General features: G+C 59.9%; 27 protein-coding genes and 1 pseudogene. 17 read left to right on the top strand and 11 right to left on the bottom strand.

Going from position 1 to position 23,542, the window contains the following annotated elements; translation table 11 throughout:
• Positions 1–37: 37 nt before the first annotated feature.
• Complete coding sequence (locus ACVWYU_RS12920; RefSeq protein WP_090324053.1) at positions 38–1,387, bottom strand: NCS2 family permease; 1,350 nt, start codon at positions 1,385–1,387, stop codon at positions 38–40.
• A 289-nt stretch (positions 1,388–1,676) separates the two neighbouring features.
• Positions 1,677–2,123, bottom strand: a complete 447-nt coding sequence (locus ACVWYU_RS12915; protein WP_247256147.1) for a MarR family winged helix-turn-helix transcriptional regulator — start codon at positions 2,121–2,123, stop codon at positions 1,677–1,679.
• An 82-nt stretch (positions 2,124–2,205) separates the two neighbouring features.
• Here ACVWYU_RS12915 and ACVWYU_RS12910 point away from each other — a divergent pair, with 82 nt between their 5' ends.
• On the top strand, positions 2,206–3,372 hold the full coding sequence (locus ACVWYU_RS12910; RefSeq protein ID WP_457372847.1) for an aminotransferase-like domain-containing protein: 1,167 nt from the start codon (positions 2,206–2,208) through the stop codon (positions 3,370–3,372).
• A gap of 79 nt (positions 3,373–3,451) precedes the next feature.
• On the opposite strand, the gene ACVWYU_RS12905 is transcribed toward ACVWYU_RS12910, so the two are convergent.
• The 5 genes from ACVWYU_RS12905 to ACVWYU_RS12885 all read right to left on the bottom strand — a co-directional run bounded on the left by ACVWYU_RS12905 (position 3,452) and on the right by ACVWYU_RS12885 (position 6,226).
• Entirely contained in the window at positions 3,452–3,823 is a 372-nt protein-coding gene (locus tag ACVWYU_RS12905) for a glutathione S-transferase N-terminal domain-containing protein (RefSeq protein WP_090324048.1), read from the bottom strand.
• A 103-nt stretch (positions 3,824–3,926) separates the two neighbouring features.
• Positions 3,927–4,472 carry a GTP cyclohydrolase I FolE gene (folE, locus tag ACVWYU_RS12900; protein WP_003204506.1) on the bottom strand — a complete coding sequence of 182 codons (546 nt, stop codon included), beginning with the start codon at positions 4,470–4,472 and terminating at the stop codon, positions 3,927–3,929.
• A 77-nt stretch (positions 4,473–4,549) separates the two neighbouring features.
• Entirely contained in the window at positions 4,550–5,107 is a 558-nt protein-coding gene (locus ACVWYU_RS12895) for a Smr/MutS family protein (protein ID WP_017339764.1), read from the bottom strand.
• A gap of 76 nt (positions 5,108–5,183) precedes the next feature.
• Positions 5,184–5,504, bottom strand: a complete 321-nt coding sequence (locus tag ACVWYU_RS12890; protein ID WP_247256145.1) for a hypothetical protein — start codon at positions 5,502–5,504, stop codon at positions 5,184–5,186.
• 131 nt (positions 5,505–5,635) lie between these two features.
• On the bottom strand, positions 5,636–6,226 hold the full coding sequence (locus ACVWYU_RS12885; RefSeq protein WP_457372846.1) for a cysteine hydrolase family protein: 591 nt from the start codon (positions 6,224–6,226) through the stop codon (positions 5,636–5,638).
• 239 nt (positions 6,227–6,465) lie between these two features.
• On the opposite strand from ACVWYU_RS12885, the gene prmB reads away from it, so the two are divergent.
• Positions 6,466–7,374 (top strand): 50S ribosomal protein L3 N(5)-glutamine methyltransferase, encoded by a 909-nt coding sequence (gene prmB / locus ACVWYU_RS12880; RefSeq protein ID WP_247256144.1) that lies wholly within the window; start codon positions 6,466–6,468, stop codon positions 7,372–7,374.
• Between the two features lie 174 nt (positions 7,375–7,548).
• On the opposite strand, the gene ACVWYU_RS12875 is transcribed toward prmB, so the two are convergent.
• Complete coding sequence (locus ACVWYU_RS12875; protein ID WP_090324041.1) at positions 7,549–8,340, bottom strand: hypothetical protein; 792 nt, start codon at positions 8,338–8,340, stop codon at positions 7,549–7,551.
• Positions 8,341–8,479: 139 nt separating this feature from the next.
• Positions 8,480–9,476 (bottom strand): annotated as a pseudogene (locus ACVWYU_RS12870) (alpha/beta hydrolase); the annotation flags it as partial.
• 86 nt (positions 9,477–9,562) lie between these two features.
• Between ACVWYU_RS12870 and aroC the strand changes: the two are divergent.
• Genes aroC through mtnC form a run of 5 tightly spaced genes read left to right on the top strand, consistent with a single transcriptional unit; the run spans position 9,563 to position 13,728 of the window.
• A complete protein-coding gene (gene aroC, locus ACVWYU_RS12865) occupies positions 9,563–10,654 on the top strand; it encodes a chorismate synthase (protein ID WP_457372845.1) in 1,092 nt (363 codons plus the stop codon).
• 28 nt (positions 10,655–10,682) lie between these two features.
• Positions 10,683–11,834 (top strand): MFS transporter, encoded by a 1,152-nt coding sequence (locus ACVWYU_RS12860; protein ID WP_457372844.1) that lies wholly within the window; start codon positions 10,683–10,685, stop codon positions 11,832–11,834.
• A complete protein-coding gene (locus tag ACVWYU_RS12855; RefSeq protein ID WP_457372843.1) occupies positions 11,831–12,457 on the top strand; it encodes a methylthioribulose 1-phosphate dehydratase in 627 nt (208 codons plus the stop codon). The genes ACVWYU_RS12860 and ACVWYU_RS12855 overlap by 4 nt, the downstream gene beginning before the upstream one ends.
• 19 nt (positions 12,458–12,476) lie before the next feature.
• Positions 12,477–13,022, top strand: a complete 546-nt coding sequence (locus ACVWYU_RS12850) for a 1,2-dihydroxy-3-keto-5-methylthiopentene dioxygenase (RefSeq protein ID WP_248914732.1) — start codon at positions 12,477–12,479, stop codon at positions 13,020–13,022.
• Between the two features lie 4 nt (positions 13,023–13,026).
• Entirely contained in the window at positions 13,027–13,728 is a 702-nt protein-coding gene (gene mtnC / locus ACVWYU_RS12845) for an acireductone synthase (protein ID WP_457372842.1), read from the top strand.
• Positions 13,729–13,835: 107 nt separating this feature from the next.
• Here mtnC and ACVWYU_RS12840 read toward each other — a convergent pair whose 3' ends face one another.
• Together ACVWYU_RS12840 and ACVWYU_RS12835 are read right to left on the bottom strand one after the other, a co-directional pair.
• A complete protein-coding gene (locus ACVWYU_RS12840) occupies positions 13,836–14,114 on the bottom strand; it encodes a DUF3509 domain-containing protein (RefSeq protein ID WP_090324029.1) in 279 nt (92 codons plus the stop codon).
• 118 nt (positions 14,115–14,232) lie between these two features.
• Positions 14,233–14,496, bottom strand: coding sequence for a hypothetical protein (locus ACVWYU_RS12835; protein ID WP_248914730.1), 264 nt, complete (start codon positions 14,494–14,496; stop codon positions 14,233–14,235).
• Here ACVWYU_RS12835 and ACVWYU_RS12830 point away from each other — a divergent pair.
• From ACVWYU_RS12830 to ACVWYU_RS12785, 10 genes are all read left to right on the top strand, one after another.
• Positions 14,459–16,297, top strand: a complete 1,839-nt coding sequence (locus ACVWYU_RS12830) for a long-chain-acyl-CoA synthetase (protein WP_457372841.1) — start codon at positions 14,459–14,461, stop codon at positions 16,295–16,297. The two genes, ACVWYU_RS12835 and ACVWYU_RS12830, sit on opposite strands and share 38 nt — an antisense overlap.
• Positions 16,298–16,393: 96 nt before the next feature.
• Entirely contained in the window at positions 16,394–16,912 is a 519-nt protein-coding gene (locus ACVWYU_RS12825) for an ankyrin repeat domain-containing protein (RefSeq protein ID WP_090324024.1), read from the top strand.
• Positions 16,913–17,016: 104 nt separating this feature from the next.
• Positions 17,017–17,547 (top strand): hypothetical protein, encoded by a 531-nt coding sequence (locus ACVWYU_RS12820; protein ID WP_247256138.1) that lies wholly within the window; start codon positions 17,017–17,019, stop codon positions 17,545–17,547.
• Between the two features lie 83 nt (positions 17,548–17,630).
• Entirely contained in the window at positions 17,631–17,822 is a 192-nt protein-coding gene (locus ACVWYU_RS12815; RefSeq protein WP_047531608.1) for a PLDc N-terminal domain-containing protein, read from the top strand.
• A gap of 264 nt (positions 17,823–18,086) precedes the next feature.
• Positions 18,087–18,962: a polyamine aminopropyltransferase gene (speE, locus tag ACVWYU_RS12810; protein ID WP_247256137.1), complete on the top strand. Its 876-nt coding sequence runs from the start codon at positions 18,087–18,089 to the stop codon at positions 18,960–18,962.
• A 130-nt stretch (positions 18,963–19,092) separates the two neighbouring features.
• Complete coding sequence (locus tag ACVWYU_RS12805; protein WP_090327478.1) at positions 19,093–19,326, top strand: hypothetical protein; 234 nt, start codon at positions 19,093–19,095, stop codon at positions 19,324–19,326.
• Between the two features lie 211 nt (positions 19,327–19,537).
• A complete protein-coding gene (locus ACVWYU_RS12800) occupies positions 19,538–19,879 on the top strand; it encodes a ribonuclease E inhibitor RraB (protein ID WP_060541568.1) in 342 nt (113 codons plus the stop codon).
• 364 nt (positions 19,880–20,243) lie between these two features.
• On the top strand, positions 20,244–21,653 hold the full coding sequence (locus ACVWYU_RS12795; RefSeq protein WP_090324017.1) for a circularly permuted type 2 ATP-grasp protein: 1,410 nt from the start codon (positions 20,244–20,246) through the stop codon (positions 21,651–21,653).
• 12 nt (positions 21,654–21,665) lie between these two features.
• Positions 21,666–22,616 carry an alpha-E domain-containing protein gene (locus ACVWYU_RS12790; protein WP_047531601.1) on the top strand — a complete coding sequence of 317 codons (951 nt, stop codon included), beginning with the start codon at positions 21,666–21,668 and terminating at the stop codon, positions 22,614–22,616.
• A complete protein-coding gene (locus tag ACVWYU_RS12785) occupies positions 22,613–23,428 on the top strand; it encodes a transglutaminase family protein (protein ID WP_247256136.1) in 816 nt (271 codons plus the stop codon). The genes ACVWYU_RS12790 and ACVWYU_RS12785 overlap by 4 nt, the downstream gene beginning before the upstream one ends.
• Positions 23,429–23,542: the final 114 nt, after the last annotated feature.

The raw sequence follows: 23,542 nt of genomic DNA, 5'->3' as shown, positions 1-23,542 counted from the left end.
GGGGTGAGGCTGGTTTGAAGCGCGTACCGCGTAAGGTTTACAAGAAGATGAACTTGGCGATGAAGATCGCGCAGAGCACCCACAGACTCGCGGAAATTTCCTTGTACTTGCCAGTGCCGGCCTTCAGGACCACATAGGTGATGAAGCCCAGCGCGATTCCGTCGGCGACCGAAAAGGTCAGGGGCATCATGATGGCGGTGACGATCGCCGGAATGCTGTCGGTCGCTTCGTCCCACTCGATGTGCTTCATGCCACCCATCATCAACATGGCCACGTAAATCAGTGCGCCTGCGGTGGCGTAGGCGGGAATCATGCCGGCCAGCGGAGCGAAGAACATGGCTGCAATAAATAGCACACCTACGGTCACTGCGGTAAGACCAGTCCGACCACCCGCCGCTACACCCGCGGCACTTTCCACATAGCTGGTGACAGGAGGAACACCGACGATCGCGCCGAATACACTGGAGGCACTGTCGGCTTTCATGGCGCGGGAGAGGTTTTCGATGCGGCCGTCAGCGTTGACCAGATTGGCGCGCTGCGCCACGCCCATCAAGGTGCCGGCGGTGTCGAACATGTGCACGAAGAGGAAGGCCAGCACCACGCTGATCATGCTGACGTTGAACACGCCAGCAAGGTTCATCGCCATCCAGGTCGGGGCCAGGCTCGGCGGTGCCGACATGATCCCTTCGTAATGCACCAGGCCCAGGCCCCAGCCGGCCAGGGTTACGGTGATGATGCTGATGAGGATGGCGCCAAAGACCTTGTGGTAGCTGAGTACGGCGATCATCAGGAAGCAGATGGCGGCCAGCAGCGGAGCTGGCTCGCGCAGGGAGCCCAGTTTGATCAAGGTGGCCGGACTGTCGACGATGATGCCGGCGGTTTTCAAACCGATCAGGCCCAGGAACAGGCCCACACCCGCACCCATGGCGAAGCGCAGGCTCACCGGAATGCTGTTGAGCAGCCATTCGCGGACGCGAGAGAAGGTCAGGATCATGAACAGCACACCGGACACGAACACCGCACCGAGGGCGGTCTCCCAGTTGTAGCCCATGGTGCCGACCACGGTATAGGTGAAGAAGGCGTTCAGGCCCATGCCCGGCGCCAGGCCGACCGGCCAGTTGGCGTACAGGCCCATCAGCAGGCAACCCAGTGCGGCGGCGATGCAGGTGGCGACGAACGCCGCACCGTGATCGATCCCGGCGTCCGCCATGATGTTGGGGTTGACGAAGATGATGTAGGCCATGGTGATGAAGGTTGTCAGACCGGCAATCAACTCGGTCTTCACCGTGGTGCCATGCAAGCTGAGTTTAAAGATGCGCTCCAGCCAGCCATTGCGTAAAGGCGGCGAGAGATCCAGCGTCGATGCTTCGGATTTGCGGCTTTCCACAGCGAATACTCCTCAAGAGTTTTATTGTTATTTCCAGGGCCGGACCCGAGAGGGTGGCAGCGGCCCTTTGAGGCACTTGCGATTTTGTTGACCGCTTGGTCAGGAACTCGCACGAGGTGGATTATGCTTTTGTGTACAAATAAAGCAAATATTGTTTTTTGTTTTGTTTACGAAAATTCAGGCGATAGTGATATATCGCCAGTCAAGTCGCCTTCGCGAGCAGGCTCGCTCCCACATCCGACCGAGTTTTCCTGTGGGAGCGAGCCTGCTCGCGAAATTGCCGGAGTCATCAATCAATAGCTGCCTGACTTTTCCCCAGCGCCAGATTCACCGCCAACCACCCATTCACCGCCGTTTCCCCGGCCTCGGCAAACACCCGCTCCAGCAATCTCACCTGCTCACGACGCAGCGCCTGCTCGAGGCGCGCCCCCTCGTCGGTCAGCTCCAGCAGGCGTTTACGCTTGTCGGTCTCGGACGCAATGCTGTTCACCAGATGCATTTCCAGCAATTGGCGCAGTGGCATGTTCAGGGCTTGCTTGCTTACGCCCAGCAAGGCCAGCAACTCTTTCACACTCAAGTTCGGGTAACGGGCGATGAAAAACACGATGCGTTGGTGCACACGGCTCAAGCCTCGGCGTTCAAGCATTTCATCGGCCTTGGCGGTGAAGGCCTGGTAGCCGAAGAAAAACGCTTCCATGGCTTGTTGCTGGGATGTCGGGTTTTTAAGGTCAAGCATATTGACGTATCCGCTCGGGCTGACGTAATTTCGGTCAACAAGTTTGACTCATTTTCCTCTGGCCTCGCTACCGGTGATCCCCATGGCTTTTTCCGAACGTGTTTCGCGCCTTAAAAGTTCTCTGATCCGTGAAATCCTTGCCGCTGCCCAGCGCCCGCAAGTGATGTCGTTCGCCGGCGGGTTACCGGCCGAAGCCATGTTGCCAAAGGTCGAATGGGATCAGATGCCGCTGACCATGGGCCAATACGGCATGAGTGAGGGCGAACCGGTGTTGCGCGAGATGTTGGCAGCCGAGGCCCGGGCGCTGGGCGTGCCCTGCGAGGCGAGTCAGGTGTTGGTGGTCAGTGGTTCGCAACAGACCCTCGATCTGGCGGCCAAGCTCTACATCGACAAGGGCACCGAGATCCTGCTCGAAGCGCCGACCTACCTGGCGGCACTGCAAATCTTCCAGCTGTTCGGTGCCGAATGCCTGACCGTGCCGCTGCAAGCCGATGGCCCGGACCTGGCGCAATTGCGCGTACGCCTGGAAAAACACCGTCCGGCGTTCATCTACCTGATCCCGACGTTCCAGAATCCATCGGCCGTGCGGTATAGCGAAGCCAAGCGCGATGCAGTGGCGGCGTTGCTCGACGAGTTCGGCGTGACCCTGATCGAAGACGAGCCTTACCGCGAACTGACCTTCGACGGTGGCAGTGCGACACCTATTGTCAGTCGCTTGAAAAAATCCAGCTGGATCTACACTGGCACCGTGTCGAAAACCTTGCTGCCGGGTTTGCGCGTCGGTTATCTGATAGCCAGCGCGGATCTGTTTCCGCATTTGTTGAAACTCAAGCAATCGGCGGATCTGCACACCAACCGCGTCGGCCAGTGGCAAGCCCAGCAGTGGATTGGCAGCGAAAAATTCCGGGAGCATTTGAGTGAATTGCGCGACTTCTACCGGGGGCGTCGCGACGCGTTTCAATCGGCCCTGGAGACGCATTTTGCCGACCTGGCGGATTGGCAGGTGCCGCAAGGCGGGCTGTTTTTCTGGCTCAGCCTCAAGCAGCCATTGGATACCCGAACCTTGCTGCACACGGCGTTGGCCAATGATGTGGCGTTCATGCCGGGCGAGCCGTTCTTCCCGGATCCGGACAACAACCCCGGTCATCTGCGGTTGAATTTCAGCCACATCGATCCGGCGCGGCTGGATGAGGGGCTCAAGCGGTTGGCGGCGGTGGTGCGTCAGGCGCAAGCGGCGCAAGCCGCCTGAAAACAGATAAACCGGCGCAAGGGCCGGTTTATTTTTGCCTGAAGATGTGTGGTGACTGTAGCGGCCCCGCTGAAGTTTTTCAGGCCGCAGCGAAGCGCTTGTCCAGATAATCAATGATCACCTTGGACTCATACATCCAGGTGGTCTGGCCATTCTCTTCGATGCGCAGGCACGGCACCTTGATCTTGCCGCCTTGCTCCAGCAGGGTCTGGCGATCCTGTTCGTTGTTCTTCGCATCGCGCAAGGCCACCGGCACATTCAGGCGGCGCAGGGTGCGGCGGGTTTTCACGCAAAACGGGCAGGCGTGGAATTGATACAGGGTCAGGTCCTTGGCGGCGCTGTTGACCTGGGCCTGAGCCTCGGCCGGGCGCTGCTTTTTGCCTGGGCGGGTGATGAAGTCGATGAAGATGATCAGTTGGCCAAGGCCGACACGAAGCGCTTTTACGAACACGTTGAAAGCCTCACGGAGCGAAAAATGAAGGGCGCGCAGCTTACCTGATTTTCTCGGACGAAAAAAAACCGGCGATGAATGCCGGTTTTCTTCGTGCTGCAAATTACTTGATGAGGCTGAGGAATTCACTGCGAGTCGCAGCGTTCTCGCGGAACTCGCCGAGCATCACCGAGGTGATCATCGACGAGTTCTGCTTTTCCACACCGCGCATCATCATGCACATGTGCTTGGCCTCGATCACCACTGCAACGCCCAGGGCGCCGGTGACTTGCTGGACCGCGTCGGCGATCTGGCGGCTGAGGTTTTCCTGGATCTGCAGGCGGCGGGCGTACATATCGACGATCCGCGCAACTTTCGACAGCCCCAGGACCTTGCCGCTCGGGATGTAGGCGACGTGGGCCTTGCCGATGAACGGCAGCAGGTGGTGCTCGCACAACGAGTACAGCTCGATGTCCTTGACCAGCACCATTTCACTGTTGTCGGAGCTGAACAAGGCACCGTTGGTGACTTCTTCGAGCGTCTGTTCATACCCGCGGCAGAGGTACTGCATGGCTTTGGCGGCACGTTTTGGCGTGTCGAGCAGGCCCTCGCGGGAGACGTCCTCGCCCAGTTGGCCGAGAATCGCGGTGTAATTCTGTTCCAGGGACATGAAACTACCTGTGGGATTTTACGCAAAGGGCAAGGGTACGGTGGCGGACACGTCGCTGCAAGCATGACGCATCAGCTTTACTCGTCCCGACCTTCCATCATGGTTCGTTTGAGCATCACATAAACGGCGCCGGCACCGCCGTGCCTGGCCTGGCACGAGGTGAAGCCCAGTACCTGCGAATGCTGGCGCAACCACGTGTTGACGTGGCTTTTGATCATCGGCCGCTTGCCGTCCAGGCGCACGGCCTTGCCGTGGGTGACGCGCACGCAGCGAATTTCGAATTTGGTGGCTTCAGCCAGAAAGGCCCAGAGGGTTTCCCGGGCCTTTTCCACGCTCATGCCATGCAGGTCGAGGCTGCCTTCGAACGGAATCTGACCGATCTTGAGCTTGCGCATCTGGCTTTCCTGCACACCGTCGCGCGCCCACATCAGCTCGTCTTCCGGACCGACATCAATGACAAATTGATCCGACAGCCCGTCTACGGTGGTGGCGTCGGTGCGCACGGTGGCGGCCTGACGCAGCTTGGCGATCTGCGCGCGGTCAGCCTTGGGTTTGCCGGTTTCGGCGCGATCGTGCTTGATCGGCTTGACGCCTTGGATCGCGCTTTTGAACAGGGAAAAATCGTCGTCTTGCATGTCAGCCTCCGCGAAGGGCGGCCAGTTTACCCAACTCGAAGCGAATGGGCGCGCGACAAAACGCGCGACCTTCGGCTCAGTCGTGTTTTTTCATCAAATGCGGGGACATGGCCAGCTCCCGCGACTGGCGTGCGCGACGACGGCAGCGCCGCCACAACCAGACACCGACGTACAGCACGACCAGGCCAATCGCCAGAATCACCGCGGCGCCAGCGCGGTTGGTGTTCATTTCGCCCAGGGCGGGTGCGTGGCCGAGGAGGCTGGCAATGCCGGCCATGATCAGCAGCACGCCAGACATGGCCAGCAACGCGGCAATCGTCGCGCCGATTCGAAAACGCCAGTTGCTTCGGCCTTTGGGCCGCAAGCGGCGAGCGTCAAAACCATCGGATAACTTCATTCCGACCTTCCTCAATGGGTATCGGCCCTTCGACCGGGAGTTGACCGGGATGTTCCTGAGGCTAAGACAATTACGGCTAACGAGAGGCTTTTGCGGATGAGCGGCGCTTTAGACCGCTCATTGAACGTCGATCAGATCAGATCTCGAGTCAGCGCGAGGGTGGCGAAGTTGTCCGCCATGATCGCCATTTCGGTCTGCTGGACGTGCTCGGCGCTCAGGACGCCGCCCTTGTAGGGCAAGTCGCGGGTGGCACAGGCGTCTTCCACCAGGGTGCAACGGAAGCCCAGGTTCTTCGCGGCGCGTACGGTGGTGCTGACGCTGGAATGGCTCATGAAACCGCAGACGATCAGGTCGAGGGCGCCAAGATCCTGCAGGCGTTTTTCAAGTGGGGTGCCGTGGAACGCGCTCGGCAGCAATTTGCCGATGATGGTTTCGTCGCCCTGTGGTTCGAGCCCCGGGATGAATTCACCGCGCTCGCCTTGTGGGTCGAACAGGCCACCGACGGTGCCGAGGTGGCGTACATGCACGATCGGGCGGCCGACGGCACGGGCCGCGGCCAGCAATTGCTTGATGTTCGCGACGGCAGCGTCCATGCCGCTCAGGGCCAATGGACCGCTGAGGTATTCTTTCTGGGCATCGATGATCACAAGTGTCGCGTGGCTCAGATTGGCTGCTGCGTAACCGCGGCCGCTGAGTTGAAACATCGTTTTTGGAACGGACATTCTGGGGCTCCTTTGAGTGGGGCTTTTGCGACATTCTCCTCTGGCTGAGCGCTTCTGTGAATCGCTACCATCGCAGGCACCGTCGTTACTGGCGTGCAGCCTTGTCAAGTGGGCCGTTTTGTTCAACCCCAAGCGGAAAAAAGAGAAGGGTCCTACATTTGCACCGGTGGTTTTCCTGCGTCGTCGCGACGGCGTTTGGCTGATAGAATCGCCCGTCGATTTTTCTGGAGTTTGCCGTCGTGATCACTTCCCGCCTTCGTACCCTGCGTGACCATATCCGTTGGGCCGTCAGTCGCTTCCATGGGGAGGATCTGTTTTTCGGCCATGGCACTGACAATGCCTGGGACGAAGCCCGTCAACTGGTGTTGGGCGCGCTGCATCTGCCGTGGGAAATCTCCGATAGCTACCTCGACTGCAATCTGGAGGAAGACGAAGTCGTTCATCTGCAGCACCTGCTCAAGCGCCGGATCGAAAAACGCGTGCCGACTGCTTACCTGCTGGGTGAAGCCTGGTTCTGCGGCATGTCATTCATTGTCGATGAGCGCGTGCTGATCCCGCGTTCGCCGATTGGCGAGCTGATCGAAAACCGCTTCACTCCCTGGCTTGCCAACGAGCCTGCGCGAATTCTCGACCTGTGCACCGGCTCCGGTTGCATCGGTATCGCCTGCGCCTACGAGTTCCAGAATGCCGAAGTGGTACTGGCCGACCTGTCGTTCGAAGCGCTGGAGGTGGCGAACCAGAACATCGAGCGTCACGGTGTCGATGAACGGGTCTACACCGTGCAGGGTGATGGTTTCGACGGTTTGCCGGGGCAGCGTTTCGACCTGATCGTGTCAAACCCGCCTTATGTCGATGCCGAAGACTTCGCCGACATGCCTGACGAATACCAGCATGAACCGGAGCTGGGCCTGGCCTGCGGCGAGGATGGTTTGAATCTGGTACGGCGCATGCTCGCCGAAGCGGCCGATCACCTGACCGAGAAGGGGTTGTTGATCGTCGAGGTGGGCAACAGCCAGGTACACGTCGAGGCGTTGTACCCTGAAGTCGATTTCGCCTGGCTGGAATTCGAGCGCGGCGGGCATGGGGTGTTCATGCTGTCGGCAGAACAGTGCCGGGATCATCAGGCGCTATTCGCCTCCCGCGTCTGACCGCAATCACTGTGGCGAGGGAGCTTGCTCCCGTTGGGCTGCGTAGCAGCCCCCAAACCTGCCGACTTGGTGTACCAGAATCTCAACGAGGGAAAGGTTTACGACGGCTTCGCCGCCGAACGGGAGCAAGCTCCCTCGCCACAAAAGCGTCTCACCACCGACTGATTTCGGCGCTTACCGGTGCGTCGCAATCCAGATCAACAAGCCCGCCTGGAACACCGCAAACGCCACCAGGCAAGTGATGGTGAAACGCAGCCCGGCGTCTTCGCGCTTGTACTTGCTGACTTTTTCTTCGTGTTTCTTGAGTTTGACTTCCTGCTCGGCCAGGTTGTGCTCGGCTTGCTGGAGCATCTGCGCTGCCTCGAGAATTTCCACAACCTGCAGTTTTTCCGTGTTCCAGTCACCCGACAGGTCGCCGACCTGGACTGCCTTGACGCTGCCCTTCAAATGCTGGGCGTCGGCGTAGACCACATCGAAACCGTGCACGCGCAAAAAATGGTCGCGACGCAGGCGGGTGTCTTCGTTCAGCGCATCTTTGTTGTTCAGGTCGGTGCCGTCGACGGTGTAGCCCGGCCATCTCTTCTTCGCCCAGGTAATGCCCTGGGCCGCCATGAAACGACCGATACCGCGGTTCAGCGGTTCGATTTGCAGGCCGCTGTCGGGCCCGAAATGCACACGCTTTTCGCTGTGGTCGACCCACACGTCGAGCTGATTCTGTTCCTTGCGCACGCGTTGGCCGGGCAGGGTGATGTTCATGCGCATCAGGCTGCGCTGCTTGTCGTTGCGTTCGGCATAACCGAACTCGACAAAGCGCAGGGGGCGCCCGCCGGTATTGCGGTCGGTCTGCAACGGCGCCAGACGGAGCATCTTGTGGTGCTCGACGCGGACGTCCGCCCAAGGCAGCTCGACCACTGGCGGTGTGTCTTGTTCAGCGGTGGTGTCGGGTGAAGTCTGGGTATCAGTCATAACGGCGAGATCCTGTCCAAGCTCTGCTTGTCGCCAGCCAGTGCGCTGGCGACAAAGGCTTATCGGCCGTTTTTTTCAGGACTGGAGGGCCAGGGGGCGTTCTCGACCGGTTTTCACGCCACGTTGTCGCCTAAAGCGCTCAACTGGCGCGAAGTCCGTCAATAAACCCGAGGATTCGAGTGCTCAGTTCTGCCGCCAGGGGCAATTGCGGATCCTTATAGGAAGCCAATTGCCGTTTCACATCGTTGGGCACGATGCGCATGACGTGGTTCATGCCTTCGATCACTGCCAGTTCGGCGTCCGGTTTGGCGGCCTTGAGCATTCTGGCGTCATTGACGCCGACCTGGATATCGTTGCTGCCCTGGATGATCAGCGCCGGCATTTTCAACTTCGCAAATGCCGCCGCAGGGTCCTGGCGGAACAGCGAAATCAGGTACGGCTGCACGCTCGGGCGAAATATTGCCTGCAAGGGCGGTGGCACGTTGTCGTCGGTCTTCCCGGCCTTGAGGCTGTCGAGCAGTTCGTTACTGCGCAGCATCAGTTGCGGTGGCAGGTGATTGCTCAGTTGTTGGCGCACCACTTGATCGATCGGCCGTGCGCTGCCGGACAAGGAAATCACCGCGGCCGCATCGACACTCGGTGCGGCGAGGCTGGCGATCAAGGCACCCTCGCTGTGCCCCAGCAAAATCAGCTCGCCGAAGCGTGGATCGGCCTTGAGCTTCTGGCCCCAGGCTTGAGCATCGGAAACATAGGCCTCCAGCGTCAGATTGCGTTCATCGGGGGTCGCCGCCAGGCTCGCCGCAACGCCGCGTTTGTCGTAACGCACACTGGCGATGTTGTGTTTGGCCAGCACCCAGGCCAAGCGTTTCAGGCTGTCGTTGCGCCCGCCGTCGGGGTTGTTGCCGTCACGATCGGTTGGGCCGGAGCCGGAAATGATCAGGACAACTGGTACAGGAGTGTCGGACTTGGGCAGCAACAGCGAGCCGAAAAGCTCGCCGTTGCCGGTATCCAGCGTGATCGGCCGTTGCAGGACGGAGGCCTGGACGAAACCGGTAAACAGGGTAAGGCTCAAGGCTAGAACTCGCAGCATCATCACGCCATCATGAACGAAGATGCCGTTTGGACTCGCCGGCACCCGGAAGGTTCGAGGATGAACTACTTGGGTAGCCTGCGTATACTGGCGCGCATTACGTATTCAGGTTCATTTCACGGAGCGTCCTGCATGTCCGGCAATACCTACGGCAAGCTGTTCACTGTCACCACCGCTGGCGAAAGCCATGGTCCGGCGTTGGTCGCCATTGTCGACGGCTGCCCGCCGGGCCTTGAGCTTTCGCTGGAAGATCTGCAGCGCGATCTCGACCGGCGCAAGCCTGGCACCAGTCGCCACACCACCCAGCGCCAGGAAGCCGACGAAGTCGAAATCCTCTCCGGCGTGTTCGAAGGTCGTACCACCGGTTGCTCGATCGGTCTGCTGATCCGCAACACCGACCAGAAATCCAAGGACTACTCGGCGATCAAGGACCTGTTCCGCCCGGCCCACGCCGACTACACCTACCACCATAAATACGGCGAGCGCGATTACCGTGGCGGTGGCCGCAGTTCGGCCCGTGAAACCGCCATGCGCGTAGCCGCTGGCGCGATCGCGAAAAAATACCTGGCGACCCAGGGCATCGTCATTCGCGGCTACATGAGCCAGCTCGGTCCGATCGAAATCCCGTTCAAGACCTGGGACTCGGTCGAGCAGAACGCTTTCTTCAGCCCGGACCCGGACAAAGTGCCAGAGCTGGAAGCCTATATGGACCAGTTGCGCCGCGACCAGGATTCGGTCGGCGCCAAGATCACCGTGGTCGCCGAAGGCGTGATGCCGGGTCTGGGCGAGCCGATTTTCGATCGCCTCGACGCGGAACTGGCCCATGCGCTGATGAGCATCAATGCGGTCAAGGGCGTGGAAATCGGCGCCGGTTTCGCCAGCGTCGCCCAGCGTGGCACCGAGCATCGCGATGAAATGACCCCGCAAGGTTTCCTCAGCAACAACGCTGGCGGCATTCTCGGTGGCATCTCCTCCGGTCAGCCGATCGTCGCGCACCTGGCCCTGAAGCCAACGTCCAGCATCACCACGCCGGGCCGTTCGATCGACATCCATGGCAACCCGGTGGACGTTATCACCAAGGGCCGTCACGATCCGTGCGTCGGCATTCGCGCCACGCCGATTGCCGAAGCGATGATGGCCATCGTGTTGATGGATCACCTGCTGCGTCACCGTGGGCAGAACGCCGATGTGCGCGTGAGCACCCCGGTGCTGGGTCAGCTTTAATGGCTGACCTGATAGCCGCTGCAGTCTGATGGCTGCGGCGGCGCTGCCGTACTGGCGGCTTTCCAGTTTCTATCTGTTCTATTTCGCCTTGCTCGGTTCGACGGCGCCGTTCCTGGCGCTGTACTTCAATCACCTGGGGTTTTCCGCTGCGCGCATCGGCGAGCTGGTGGCGATCCCGATGCTGATGCGATGCGTGGCGCCGAACATCTGGGGCTGGCTGGGGGATTACACCGGCCGGCGGCTGGCCATCGTACGATTCGGCGCGGTCTGCACGCTGCTGACCTTTTCGCTGATTTTCGTCAGCAAGACCTACGCCTGGCTGGCGATGGTCATGGCCTTGCATGCGTTCTTCTGGCACGCGGTGTTGCCGCAATTCGAGGTCATCACCCTCGCACATCTGCAGGGCCAGACGTCGCGCTACAGCCAGATTCGCCTGTGGGGCTCCATCGGTTTCATCATCACCGTGGTCGCGCTGGGCCGGTTGTTCGAATGGCTGAGTCTGGACATCTACCCGGCGGCGCTGGTGCTGATCATGGCCGGGATCGTGCTCAGCAGCCTGTGGGTGCCGAACGCGCAACCGGCGCCGGGCCACCGGGTGGCGGGGGAGGGATTCCTCAAGCAGCTGCGCAGCCCCGGCGTGCTGGCCTTTTACGCGTGCGTGGCGCTGATGCAGATGAGCCATGGTCCGTACTACACGTTTCTGACCTTGCACCTCGAGCGATTGGGTTACAGCCGCGGGGTGATCGGCATGCTCTGGGCTGTCGGTGTGGTGGCCGAGGTGCTGATGTTCATGGCCATGAGCAGGATCCTCGCGCGCTACTCGTTGCGCCGGGTGCTGCTGGCGAGTTTTCTGCTGGCGGCGTTGCGATGGTTGTTGCTGGGTTCGTTGGCCGAGTTCCTCTGGGTGTTGTTGTTTGCCCAGGTACTGCACGCGGCGACATTCGGCAGCTTTCACGCCGCTGCCATTTCATTCGTGCAACGTAGCTTCGGTGCGCGCCAACAAGGCCAGGGCCAGGCGTTGTACGCTGCGTTGGCCGGGACTGGCGGCGCCCTGGGCGCGTTGTACTCCGGCTACAGCTGGAACGTCCTGGGCGCCGCATTGACCTTTAGTATTGCCAGCCTCGCAGCCCTGGCGGCTGCCGTTATCATTGCCACGTGCATGCAAGAGGACAGGCCATGAGCCTTACCCGTGAACACCTCGCCCGGGAAATCATCGACGCCGGACGTTTTCTGTATGGCCGCGGCTGGTCGCCCGCCACCAGCAGCAATTATTCGACCCGCCTGTCGCCAACCGAAGTGCTGTTGACGGTGTCGGGCAAGCACAAGGGCCAATTGGGCCTGGACGATGTGCTGGCCACGGATCTGTCGGGCAACAGCCTGGAGCCCGGCAAGAAGCCGTCCGCCGAAACCCTGCTGCACACTCAGCTCTACAGCTGGCGCCCGGAGATCGGCGCGGTGTTGCACACTCATTCGGTGAACGCCACGGTGCTGTCGCGCCTGACGCCTGAAGACTTCATCGATTTCGAAGATTACGAACTGCAAAAAGCCTTCAGTGGCGTGACCACCCACGAGACGCGGGTGCGGGTGCCGATTTTCGATAACGATCAGGACATTGCGCGCCTCGCCGCCAAGGTGCAGCCTTGGCTCGACGCTCATCCCGATTGTGTCGGCTACCTGATTCGCGGCCATGGCCTCTACACCTGGGGCGCGCGCATGAGCGACGCCCTGCGGCAGATCGAGGCCTTTGAATTCTTGTTCGAGTGCGAGTTGAAAACCCGCTCGCTCTCTAACCGTAAAGCATGAACCGTTTAGGAGTTGCCTGATGAGCAGCCTGTCCGTCTACCACGTCTCAAGCCCTGACATTCCAAACAAGGTGCTGACCCATTTCGAAGACATCGCCTCGACCCTGGCCGAGCAGGGCGTGCGGTTTGATCGCTGGCAAGCGGCGGCGAAGATCCAGCCGGGCGCCAGTCAGGAAGAAGTGATCGGCGCTTATCAAGAGCAGATTGACCGGCTGATGACCGAGCGCGGTTACATCACAGTCGACGTAATCAGCCTGAACAGCGATCACCCGCAAAAAGCCGAATTGCGCGCCAAATTCCTTGATGAGCACCGTCATGCCGAGGATGAAGTGCGCTTTTTCGTCGCCGGCCGTGGCTTGTTCACCCTGCACATCGACGATTACGTCTACGCCGTGCTCTGCGAGAAAAACGACCTGATCTCGGTGCCCGCCGGTACCAGGCACTGGTTCGACATGGGCGAGCATCCGCATTTCGTCGCGATTCGCCTGTTCAACAACCCGGAAGGCTGGGTGGCCAATTTCACCGGCGATGACATCGCTGGCCGCTTCCCGCGTCTTGAGGATTGAAACGATGCCGATCAAAGCAATTCTCACCGACATCGAAGGCACCACCAGCGCGGTGAGTTTTGTGTTTGACGTGCTGTTCCCCTATGCCGCGAAACACCTGCCCGATTTTGTCCGTCAGAACGCCGGGCGCAACGACGTCGCCGAACAACTGGCCAGCGTGCGCCGCGACAGCGACGAGCCGGATGCCGACGTCGAGCGGGTGATCGGGATTCTGCTGAGCTGGATTGCCGAAGACCGCAAGGCCACGCCGCTCAAGGCCTTGCAAGGGATGGTGTGGGCGCAGGGTTATCAGGCAGGTCAGTTGAAAGGTCATGTGTACCCGGATGCCGTCGAAGCGCTGAAACGCTGGCATCAGGATGGCTATCAACTGTTTGTGTATTCCTCGGGCTCGATCCAGGCCCAGCGCCTGATTTTCGGTTGCTCGGAGGCAGGGGATTTGACGCCGCTGTTCAGCGGCTACTTCGACACCACATCAGGACCCAAGCGCGAAGCGCAGTCCTATACCCGCATCACCCAGGCCATTGGCGTGCAAGCCTCGCAGGTTCTGTTTCTGTCGGATATCGTCGAAGAGCTGAATGCGGCGCGCACAGCGGGGATGGCCACATGCGGACTGGCCCGTGAGGGCGGGGCGTTGGCGGGGCATGTCACGGTGGACAGTTTTGCGCGGATCGATCCCGCTTCGTTCCGGGCCACACATAACCCGTAGGAGCCAGCCTGCTGGCGATGGACCGGAGTGCCCGCGTTTAACCAGGCCACAGGCGTCATCGTTGACGACCATCGCGAGCAGGCTCGCTCCTACAGTTGTTTCAGGCTTTACAGCGAATGATAGGTGGGCAAGGCAAACCGCTGCTGGCTCTGGAGCATCGAGATTTGCGGCAATTCGCTGGCCTGTTCGGCGAGGTCTCGGCGAATCGCGCTGATGACCCACGACAGTTGATCGCCGTTGTGCAATTGCTGGTAGGAAATCGAGCGCTTGAACACTTTGTCTTCGCCACCGCGCAGGGTCAGCAGAATCCCGCCGTCAGGTCGTGCCTGGGTGGTGACTTCGAAGTTGGAGAACAAGGACGAAAATTTTTCTTGGATCAGGCTCATGTCTTTCGGCTCCGTTAGCTCTGGAATGGCAAGCATGAGGAGGTAGTTGCAGTGATTGTGCCAGTACGCCCATTAACTAAAATTCTATATAAATCAGTAAGTTAATATTTTTACTGATTTATTCTTCCGTGCAATTTGCATGAATGGCCATCGTGCATCCTGCATTTTGCGTGGTCGTCGGCGATTCGATGGAACCATTGCGCGCGCAGATGCTCATGATTTCCAACATCGCTGTGGCGGATACAAAACATTTCAAAAACCGCGTGTACAGCTCAAGAACCGTTGACGTATTTTCGGGCTCAATCAACGCCGCCCGACAATAAGAAGACAGAACGGGAGCAATCATGAGCCGCACGCCAAGCGACACGATCACCTGGGGCATGATGCTCCGCAAGCTGCCGACCATTGCCAAAGCCATTCCACGGGTGGTGAAGGGGATGAAGGTGGCTAACGTCAAGGACCCGACCCAAGCGTGTGGCCTGGGCTGGAGTTTCGAACAAGCCACCTTGCGCAATCCCCAGGGCCCGGCCTTGCTGTTCGGCGAGGTGGTGCTGACTTATGCACAGGTCAACGAGTGGGCCAATCGCATCGCCCATCACTTGATTGCCCAAGGCATCGGCAAGGGCGATGTGGTGGCGGTATTCATCGAGAACCGTCCGGAGCTGCTGGTGACGATATTGGCGGTGGCCAAGGTCGGTGCGATCAGCGCCTTGCTCAATACCTCGCAGACCCGCGATACCCTGGTGCATAGCCTGAATCTGGTCGCGCCGGCGGCCATCGTCGTCGGCGAAGAATTGGTCGCGGCGTATTTGGCGGTGCGCGAGCGGGTTTCGATTGCGCGGCCTCGCACCTGGTTTGTCGCTGATCGGGATACCTACAGCCATCCTGGCATTGCTCCCGAGGGTTTCATCAACCTGATGACCGCCAGCATCGACAGCCCCGGCGACAACCCCGTCAACACTCAGCAGGTGTTTTGCGACGACCCCTGTTTCTATATCTACACCTCGGGTACCACCGGGCTGCCCAAGGCCGGAGTGTTCAAGCATGGGCGCTGGATGCGCAGCTCGGCGAGCTTCGGCATGATCGCGCTGGACATGCGCCCGGACGATATCGTCTATTGCAGCTTGCCGCTCTATCACGCCACCGGGCTTTGTGTGTGCTGGGGCTCGGCCATCAGCGGTGCCTCGGGATTCGCCATCCGCCGCAAGTTCAGCGCCAGTCAGTTCTGGAACGATGTGCGCAAATACCGCGCGACCACCCTCGGTTACGTCGGCGAATTGTGCCGTTATCTGGTCGATCAACCGCGCAGTGCCGACGACCGCAAGCACGCTGTCACCAAAATGATCGGCAACGGCCTGCGCCCTGGCGCATGGGGCGAATTCAAGACACGTTTCGGCGTGCGTCACATTTGCGAGCTGTACGCCGCCAGTGACGGCAACATCGGTTTCACCAACATTCTGAATTTCGACAACACCGTCGGTTTTTCCCTGATGTCCTGGGAGTTGGCGGTTTACGATCACGACAGCGGCGCGCCGATTCGCCAGGCCAACGGCTTCATGCGCAAGGTCGGCAAGGGTGAGCAGGGTTTGTTGCTGGCCAAAATAGACGACAAGGCGCCGCTGGACGGTTACACCGATCCGCAAAAGACTGAAAAAGTCGTGCTCCACGACGTGTTCGTCAAGGGCGACCGCTACTTCAATACGGGCGATCTGCTGCGCAACATTGGGTTTGGCCATGCGCAGTTTGTTGATCGACTGGGCGATACCTATCGCTGGAAGGGGGAAAACGTTTCGACCACCGAGGTCGAGAACATCCTCCTGCGACACCCGCAAATCTCCGAAGCCGTGGCCTATGGCGTGGAAGTCCGTGATACCAATGGTCGCGCCGGGATGGCCGCCATCACGCCGGCCGAATCCCTGGCCACCCTGGATTTCACCGAACTGCTGGCCTTTGCCCGGCAACAGATGCCGGCCTACGCCGTGCCGTTATTCCTGCGGGTGAAAGTGAAGATGGAGACCACCGGGACGTTCAAATACCAGAAAACCCGGCTCAAGGATGAAGCGTTCGACCCGGCCCGGACCGGCGCTGACCCGATCTACGCCTGGCTGCCGGGAACCGAAACGTACGTGCAGGTGACCGAGCAGGTGCTGAAGGATATTCACGGCGGTCGATATCGATATTGAGTGTGCCTATGGCCTCGTTTCAGAAAAAAGAAGTGACAGTGCCGGGGCTGCTCGGGAAACTGTCGGCTTTGCGAATAACTGAAAGTGGAGCGTTCAATGTCCGACAAAAGCCGCCAGATGACCCCCGAAGAAGCGGCCGAATTTGCCGAGCAGGTATTCAACAAGGCACGCGAGGGCGATGCGGCCATGATGGCTGCGCTGCTGACCAAGGGCCTGCCGCCGAACCTGCGCAATCACAAGGGCGACACCTTGCTGATGCTCGCCGCTTACCATGGTCATCTGGACACGGTAAAAGTCTTGCTCGAACACAAGGCCGATCCGGAAATCCGCAACGACAACGGCCAGAGCCCGATTGCCGGTGCCGCCTTCAAGGGTGACCTGGCAGTAGTCACGGCGTTGGTGGAAGGTGGGGCGCAAGTCGAAGGCTCGTCTTTCGATGGCCGTACCGCGCTGATGATGGCGGCGATGTTCAACCGCGTCGCCATCGTCGACTACCTGATCAGCAAGGGCGCCGACCCGAAAGCCAAGGACGCCAATGGCATCACCGCGCTGGAGGCCGCCAGGACCATGGGGGCGGTCGATACCGTTGCGCAACTGGAAAAACTGCCGGGCTGACGCTGTTCTTCTGTGGCGAGGGAGCCAGTTCCCTCGCCACACTGTCATCTTGAATGCGTTATCCTTCGCGCCCTCAAAATTCCCTCGCTACAGGATCTGCCCCCATGAAAGCCGCACTCGTCGAACTCATCAGCAAAATCAGCTCCGGGTGCATGGGCGATGACGAAATCCTCAAGGTCGCTGACGAGGCGGCCCAGGCATACGCGGACCCAGAGGCTTTTCTGGCGGCCAACCCTGACATCAATTACGACGACACCTTCCCGATCCCGCTGGGCGAATGGGTAGTGGTCGGCAGCCTGCCGGAGACCGTGCTGTTCCAGGCCGACACCTACATGGACCTGTTTGCGCAGATCGTTGCTTCGTTCGGGCCGGGTGTCGAATTCAATCTCAAGCCCAAACAACTGGCCAAGACCGAAGCCCTGACCGCGCTCAATCGCATCCAGGTGCAAATGAGCAGCCTGAACAAGGAAAACGGTGGCTATGTACTGATGAACTTCAGCCAGTTGCTCGACGACGAACTGCAAGTGGTTCTGGTCTATGGCAACGACGTGCCTCGGGTGCTTGAGTTGTGCGCCGAAGTGGGGATCGCCGCTGCACCGTCCCTGGAAGCCTTGAAAGTCGCCATCCACGTCTGAAACGCCAAAGCTGTCAATAAAAACGGAACCCTGGCCTTGGGCAGCTATCCTAAGAGGGCCAATCACTCTTCAGGAGCGTCACCATGGGTTCCACGTTCAACAGCCTGGTAGGCCTGATCATCCTTGCCCTGGACATCTGGGCCATCATCAACGTACTGAAAAGTGGCGCCGAAACCGGGATGAAAGTCCTCTGGGTGCTGTTGATCCTGTTGCTGCCGGTTTTGGGGCTGATCATCTGGGCGATCGCCGGGCCACGGGGTAACGTACGGATCTGAAGTCATTCTCCCAAGCGACATAAAACCTGTGGGAGCGAGCCTGCTCGCGATGACGGCGGCACATTCAGAATTAATGTGGCGGACAAATCGCTATCGCGAGCAGGCTCGCTCCCACAAGGCATTCTGGCGAGCCATCGAGTGAGGTTCGACCTGTCATCTTCCGCGACGTAAAATGCGCGCCTTTCCCGGGCAATCGAGCCGATCGATTGGCCATCATGGGCGGGTAACCGTCCGTTGCCACCCGCAATCATCGGAGCGCTTCCCATGAGCACCACCCCGACCAACGATTACCTGGAAACCCTCTACGAAGGCTATGGCCAGCGTTTTCGCATGGAAAAACTGCTGCACGAAGTTCGCACCGAACACCAGCACCTGGTGATTTTCGAGAACTCGCGCATGGGCCGGGTCATGGCGCTGGACGGCGTGATCCAGACCACCGAAGCCGACGAATTCATCTACCACGAAATGCTCACCCACGTGCCGATCCTCGCCCATGGCACCGCCAAGCGCGTGTTGATCATCGGTGGTGGCGACGGCGGCATGTTGCGTGAAGTGGCCAGGCACCGCAGCGTCGAGCACATCACCATGGTCGAGATCGACGGTACCGTGGTCGACATGTGCAAGGAATTCCTGCCGAATCACTCCAAGGGCGCGTTCGACGATCCACGCCTGAACCTGGTCATCGACGACGGCATGCGTTTCGTCGCCACCACCACTGAAAAGTTCGACGTGATCATTTCCGACTCCACCGACCCGATCGGGCCAGGCGAAGTGCTGTTCTCGGAAAACTTCTATCAGGCGTGCCACCGTTGCCTGAACGAAGGCGGCATCCTGGTCACGCAGAACGGCACGCCGTTCATGCAGATCGAAGAGGTCAAGACCACCGCCGGTCGCCTTCGCAGCCTGTTCCCGGACTGGCACTTCTATCAGGCCGCCGTGCCGACTTACATCGGCGGGGCGATGACCTTCGCCTGGGGCGCGACCAATACCGCTTATCGCAAATTGTCCCGCGAAACCCTGCAACAGCGTTTTGCCGGCAGTGGCATCATCACCCGCTACTACAATCCGGAAATCCACATCGGCGCCTTTGCCTTGCCGCAATACGTATTGCAGGCGGTGAACAAGCCCAGCAACGACTGATGATGCACCCATGCGGGAGTGAGCAAGCTCGCTCCTGCAGATCGATCGTGTGGATTGGCGGAACGATTAGCCAGCTATCAAGGTCGAGATGGATAGAGGCCCATCCATGGGTTTTATCGAGGAGGCACTGATGCAAAAGTGGAAAATCACTTTCGTGGATGATCACGGTGAAACTGTCGACGAAGTCTTTGAGTGCGACGAGTGCCCGGATAACGAACACGCGGCCAAACTCATCAAGGCCCGATTGCTCCCCGTCGCCGCCGAACTGGATCTGAACGATCTGGAAGGGCGAACCGCCGATGCGACTGTCAAAAGTCTCAGGGCCCAGAACAGCATTCAAATCCTCGGCATCACGCCAATCTGAATATCTCTTGTTACATTCTCAACCAGGCCTTGGCAGCGGCTCTATCTTGGGGCTAATCTGCAAGCGAGATCAGCGAATGGATCGCTAAGGTCTGGTCTTGTCAGCTCCATGCTTGTTTCCCGTCGGCACACCGGATGCCGTCGTTCGCACCGTTCGGTTGCGCACGCTGGGAGTACGGAAAGTCTATCCATCAGTTTGAGGAGGACGTTTCATGAGCACAGCCTATCAAGAAGATATCAGCAGCAGCGTTCTGCGCCGCATGAAAGAAGGCGGTTTCGACTTTTCACGGTTCCATCCCATCGAGTTCTACGCCATTTTCCCGGACGAGGAGCGGGCACGCAGGGCGGCAGGTCATTACCGTGGTGAATCCCTGAATGCGCAAATCAGTGTGCGCGATGACGGCGCATGGGCACTTGAACTGAGCAAGGTCATGTACGCCACTTACGATGACATCGGCGATTTCGAACAGGGTTTCGAAGCTGTGGTCGAGCCATTGGGCGGCATCATTGAAGGCTGGGGTGTCAAACAGGAGGTACGAGGGCGACTCGCATAAGCTTATGAACAGCAGCAAGCATCACTAACGGCTGACCCTCGGGTTGGCCGTTTTCGTTTGAGCGGATCGGAAGTTGAATACAAGGCGCTGCGGTGCGGCGATCCGACTTGCCAGCGAAGGCGTCCCCGAGCGCACCACATGACTAAAAAACACTTCGCCGGCAAGCCGCAACCTACCGACTATGCTGGTGACAGGCGTCAACAACGCCTTGCAATGAAGCGGAGGCGATCGGGTTGGGGCATTTGCCGCACAGGATTGGTGCGGTGCGTGCGGGGTGATTATCCAACTGATTGATATCAAAGCGTTTCTGCCGATGGCACGGGCCTTGCGAAGGCCTGTATGTCCGGGTGACAAGGAGTACGGCATGATCCGCACCTATTTTGATGAGATGTACGATGCCGGCGGCCAGGTCCGCCCGCATTATCGGGAGTTTGCCCGTTGGCTGGCCGAAACGCCTGACGAGCTTTTGGCACAACGGCGACGCGAGGCCGATCTGTTGTTTCATCGCGCCGGGATTACTTTCACGCTCTACGGTGATGAGCAAGGGACAGAGCGACTGATTCCCTTCGACACCATTCCCCGCAGCATTCCCGCCAGTGAATGGCGCATTGTCGAGCGCGGCTGCATCCAGCGGGTCAAGGCGTTGAACATGTTTCTCGCCGACCTCTATCACGAGCAACGCATCATCAAGGCCGGCATCATTCCGGCCGAGCAGGTGCTGGCCAACGAGCAATACCAGTTGGCAATGCAAGGGCTGGATCTGCACCGCGATATCTACTCGCATATCTCGGGCGTCGATCTGGTGCGCGACGGCGACGGCACCTATTACGTGCTTGAAGACAATCTGCGAACGCCGAGCGGCGTCAGCTACATGCTCGAAGACCGCAAGATGATGATGCGACTGTTCCCCGAACTGTTCGCGGCACAACGCATCGCCCCCATCGACCACTACCCGAACCTGCTGCTCGATACCCTGAAAAGCTCCAGCCCGATCGACAACCCGAGCGTTGTTGTGCTGACGCCGGGGCGTTTCAACAGCGCGTTTTTCGAACATGCGTTCCTGGCACGGGAAATGGGCGTGGAGCTGGTGGAGGGCGCGGACCTGTTCGTACGTGACGACAAGGTGTTCATGCGCACCACTGACGGGCCTAAAGCCGTCGATGTGATCTACCGTCGCCTCGACGACGCCTTCCTCGACCCGCTGGCGTTCAATCCGGATTCGATGCTCGGCGTGCCAGGGCTGCTGTCGTCTTACCGATCCGGCAATGTCGTGTTGGCCAATGCCATCGGCACCGGGGTGGCGGACGACAAGTCGGTGTACCCGTTCGTCACCGACATGATCCGTTTCTATCTGGATGAAGAACCGATCCTGAAGAACGTACCGACCTGGCAGTGCCGTAACCCCTCGGAACTTTCCCACGTACTGGCCCATTTGCCGGAACTGGTGGTCAAGGAAACCCAGGGCTCCGGCGGCTACGGAATGCTGGTGGGGCCGGCGGCGACGGCAGCGGAAATCGAAGCCTTCCGCGCGCGGATCATTGCCAAGCCCCATGCCTATATCGCGCAACCGACGCTGTCGTTGTCGACCTGTCCGACCTTTGTCGAAAGCGGCATCGCGCCACGTCACATCGACTTGCGTCCGTTTGTATTGTCTGGTCGCGAAACCCGGGTCGTGCCCGGTGGTTTGACCCGTGTCGCCCTGCGCGAAGGCTCCCTGGTGGTGAACTCCTCCCAGGGCGGCGGAACCAAGGACACCTGGGTGGTCGAGGATTGAAGGAAGCCTGTCATGTTAAGTAGAACTGCCTCGGATCTGTATTGGATGTCGCGTTACCTGGAGCGGGCGGAAAATCTCGCACGGATGCTCGACATCAGTTATTCGCTGTCGCTGATGCCACAGGATGGACGCGGTGACGGCCTGCACGAACTGGCCATGCCGCTGCTGATCACCGGCACCCTGGACGATTACCTCGAACGCCACGGCGAATTGCACGCCGAACGACTGCTGCATTTTTTCGCCCTGGATGCGGCCAATCCGGCCAGCATCTACAGCTGCCTCGGTGCCGCGCGGGCCAGTGCTCACGCGGTACGTGGCCGAATCACCGCCGACATGTGGGAAAACATCAACGCGACCTGGCTGGAAATTCGCGGTATTGCCGAGCAAGGCTTGAGTCGCTACGGCATGAGCCGTTTCTGCGAGTGGATCAAGGAACGGTCCCACCTGTTCCGGGGCGCGTCCTACGGCACGATCATGCGTAACGATGCGTTCCGCTTCATTCGCCTGGGGACCTTCATTGAGCGCGCCGACAACACGCTGCGCCTGCTCGATGCCCGCTACGAGATGGCGGGTGATCAGGCCGAAGCGGTCAGCGATGGCACGGCCCACGCGTACTATCAGTGGAGTGCCTTGCTGCGGGCCTTGTCGTCATTCGAGGCCTACACCGAAATTTATCGCGACGCCCCCGGCGCCCGGCATGTGGCCGAGTTGCTGTTGCTGCGTGCGGATGTGCCGCGCTCCCTGCGGGCGTGCACCGAAGAAATCGACCAGATCCTTGCCCAGTTGCCAGGGGCCAACGGCCGTCCCGCGCAGCGCCTGGCGGCGGAAATGGACGCGCGACTGCGCTACACCGGCATCAACGAAATTCTCGACGAAGGCCTGCACGCCTGGCTCACCGAGTTCATCCCACTGGTGCGCCAGCTGGGTAACGCGATTCACAGTTCTTATCTGGAGGCTGCATGAGACTTTCGATTAGCCACGAGACCACCTATCACTACGAAGATCAGGTGCGGGCGAGCATCCAGTACCTGCGACTGACCCCCCATGACAGCGAGCGTCAGCACGTGCTCAGTTGGCAGCTTGACCTGCCGCGGCCGGTGCGCGCGCAACTCGATCCGTTCGGCAACATCCTGCACGTGCTGACGATGGACGAACCGCACGAAGCGATCATCATCGGCGCCCGTGGTCAGGTCGACATCGACGAGTTGCGCGAAGCCGAGCACGAAAGCCAGTCAGCGCTGCCGTTCCTGCGCTTCACGCGCCTGACCGAAGCCGACGCAGCCCTGCGCGCGTTTGCCGAAAAGGAGTGCAAGCAACGTCGGGATCGCACAGCGCTGATCGACTTGATGCATGGCCTGAACCAGCACATGACCTACACGCCCGGCGCCACCGAAGTGGACACCAGCGCGGCCCAGGCCTTCGCCGGTCGTTCGGGCGTGTGCCAGGACCACACCCACGCGTTCCTCGCCTGTGCCCGCAGCCTGGGGATTCCGGCGCGGTATGTCTCGGGCTACCTGTACAGCGAAAACAGCGAACACCTGGCCAGCCATGCCTGGGCCGAAGCCTGGCTCGATGACGCCTGGTACAGTTTTGACGTGACCAATGAACTGGCCCGGCCTGAGCGCCACTTGAAACTGGCGGTGGGCCTGGATTATCTGGATGCGTGCCCGGTGCGCGGGATGCGCCGTGGCGGCGGCTGTGAACAGATGCATGCCAAGGTGTTTGTTTCACCGACGCCGGTGCTGGCGCCGGTTATCTCAGTGCAACAACAATAAATAGCAACAGCGCACATCTCTGTAGATACTCTGTTCCCGGTCAAGCTTTCAGCAGGTGCTTATCGCTGAAAAGCTTGGCCGTGTCGAAATCCTCTCCCGAGCGCATGCACGCCC

It is taken from the genome of Pseudomonas sp. TE12234 (assembly GCF_054061835.1).
Note: the sequence above shows the minus strand (reverse complement) of the source record. Positions and strands in the feature narration are given on the sequence as shown.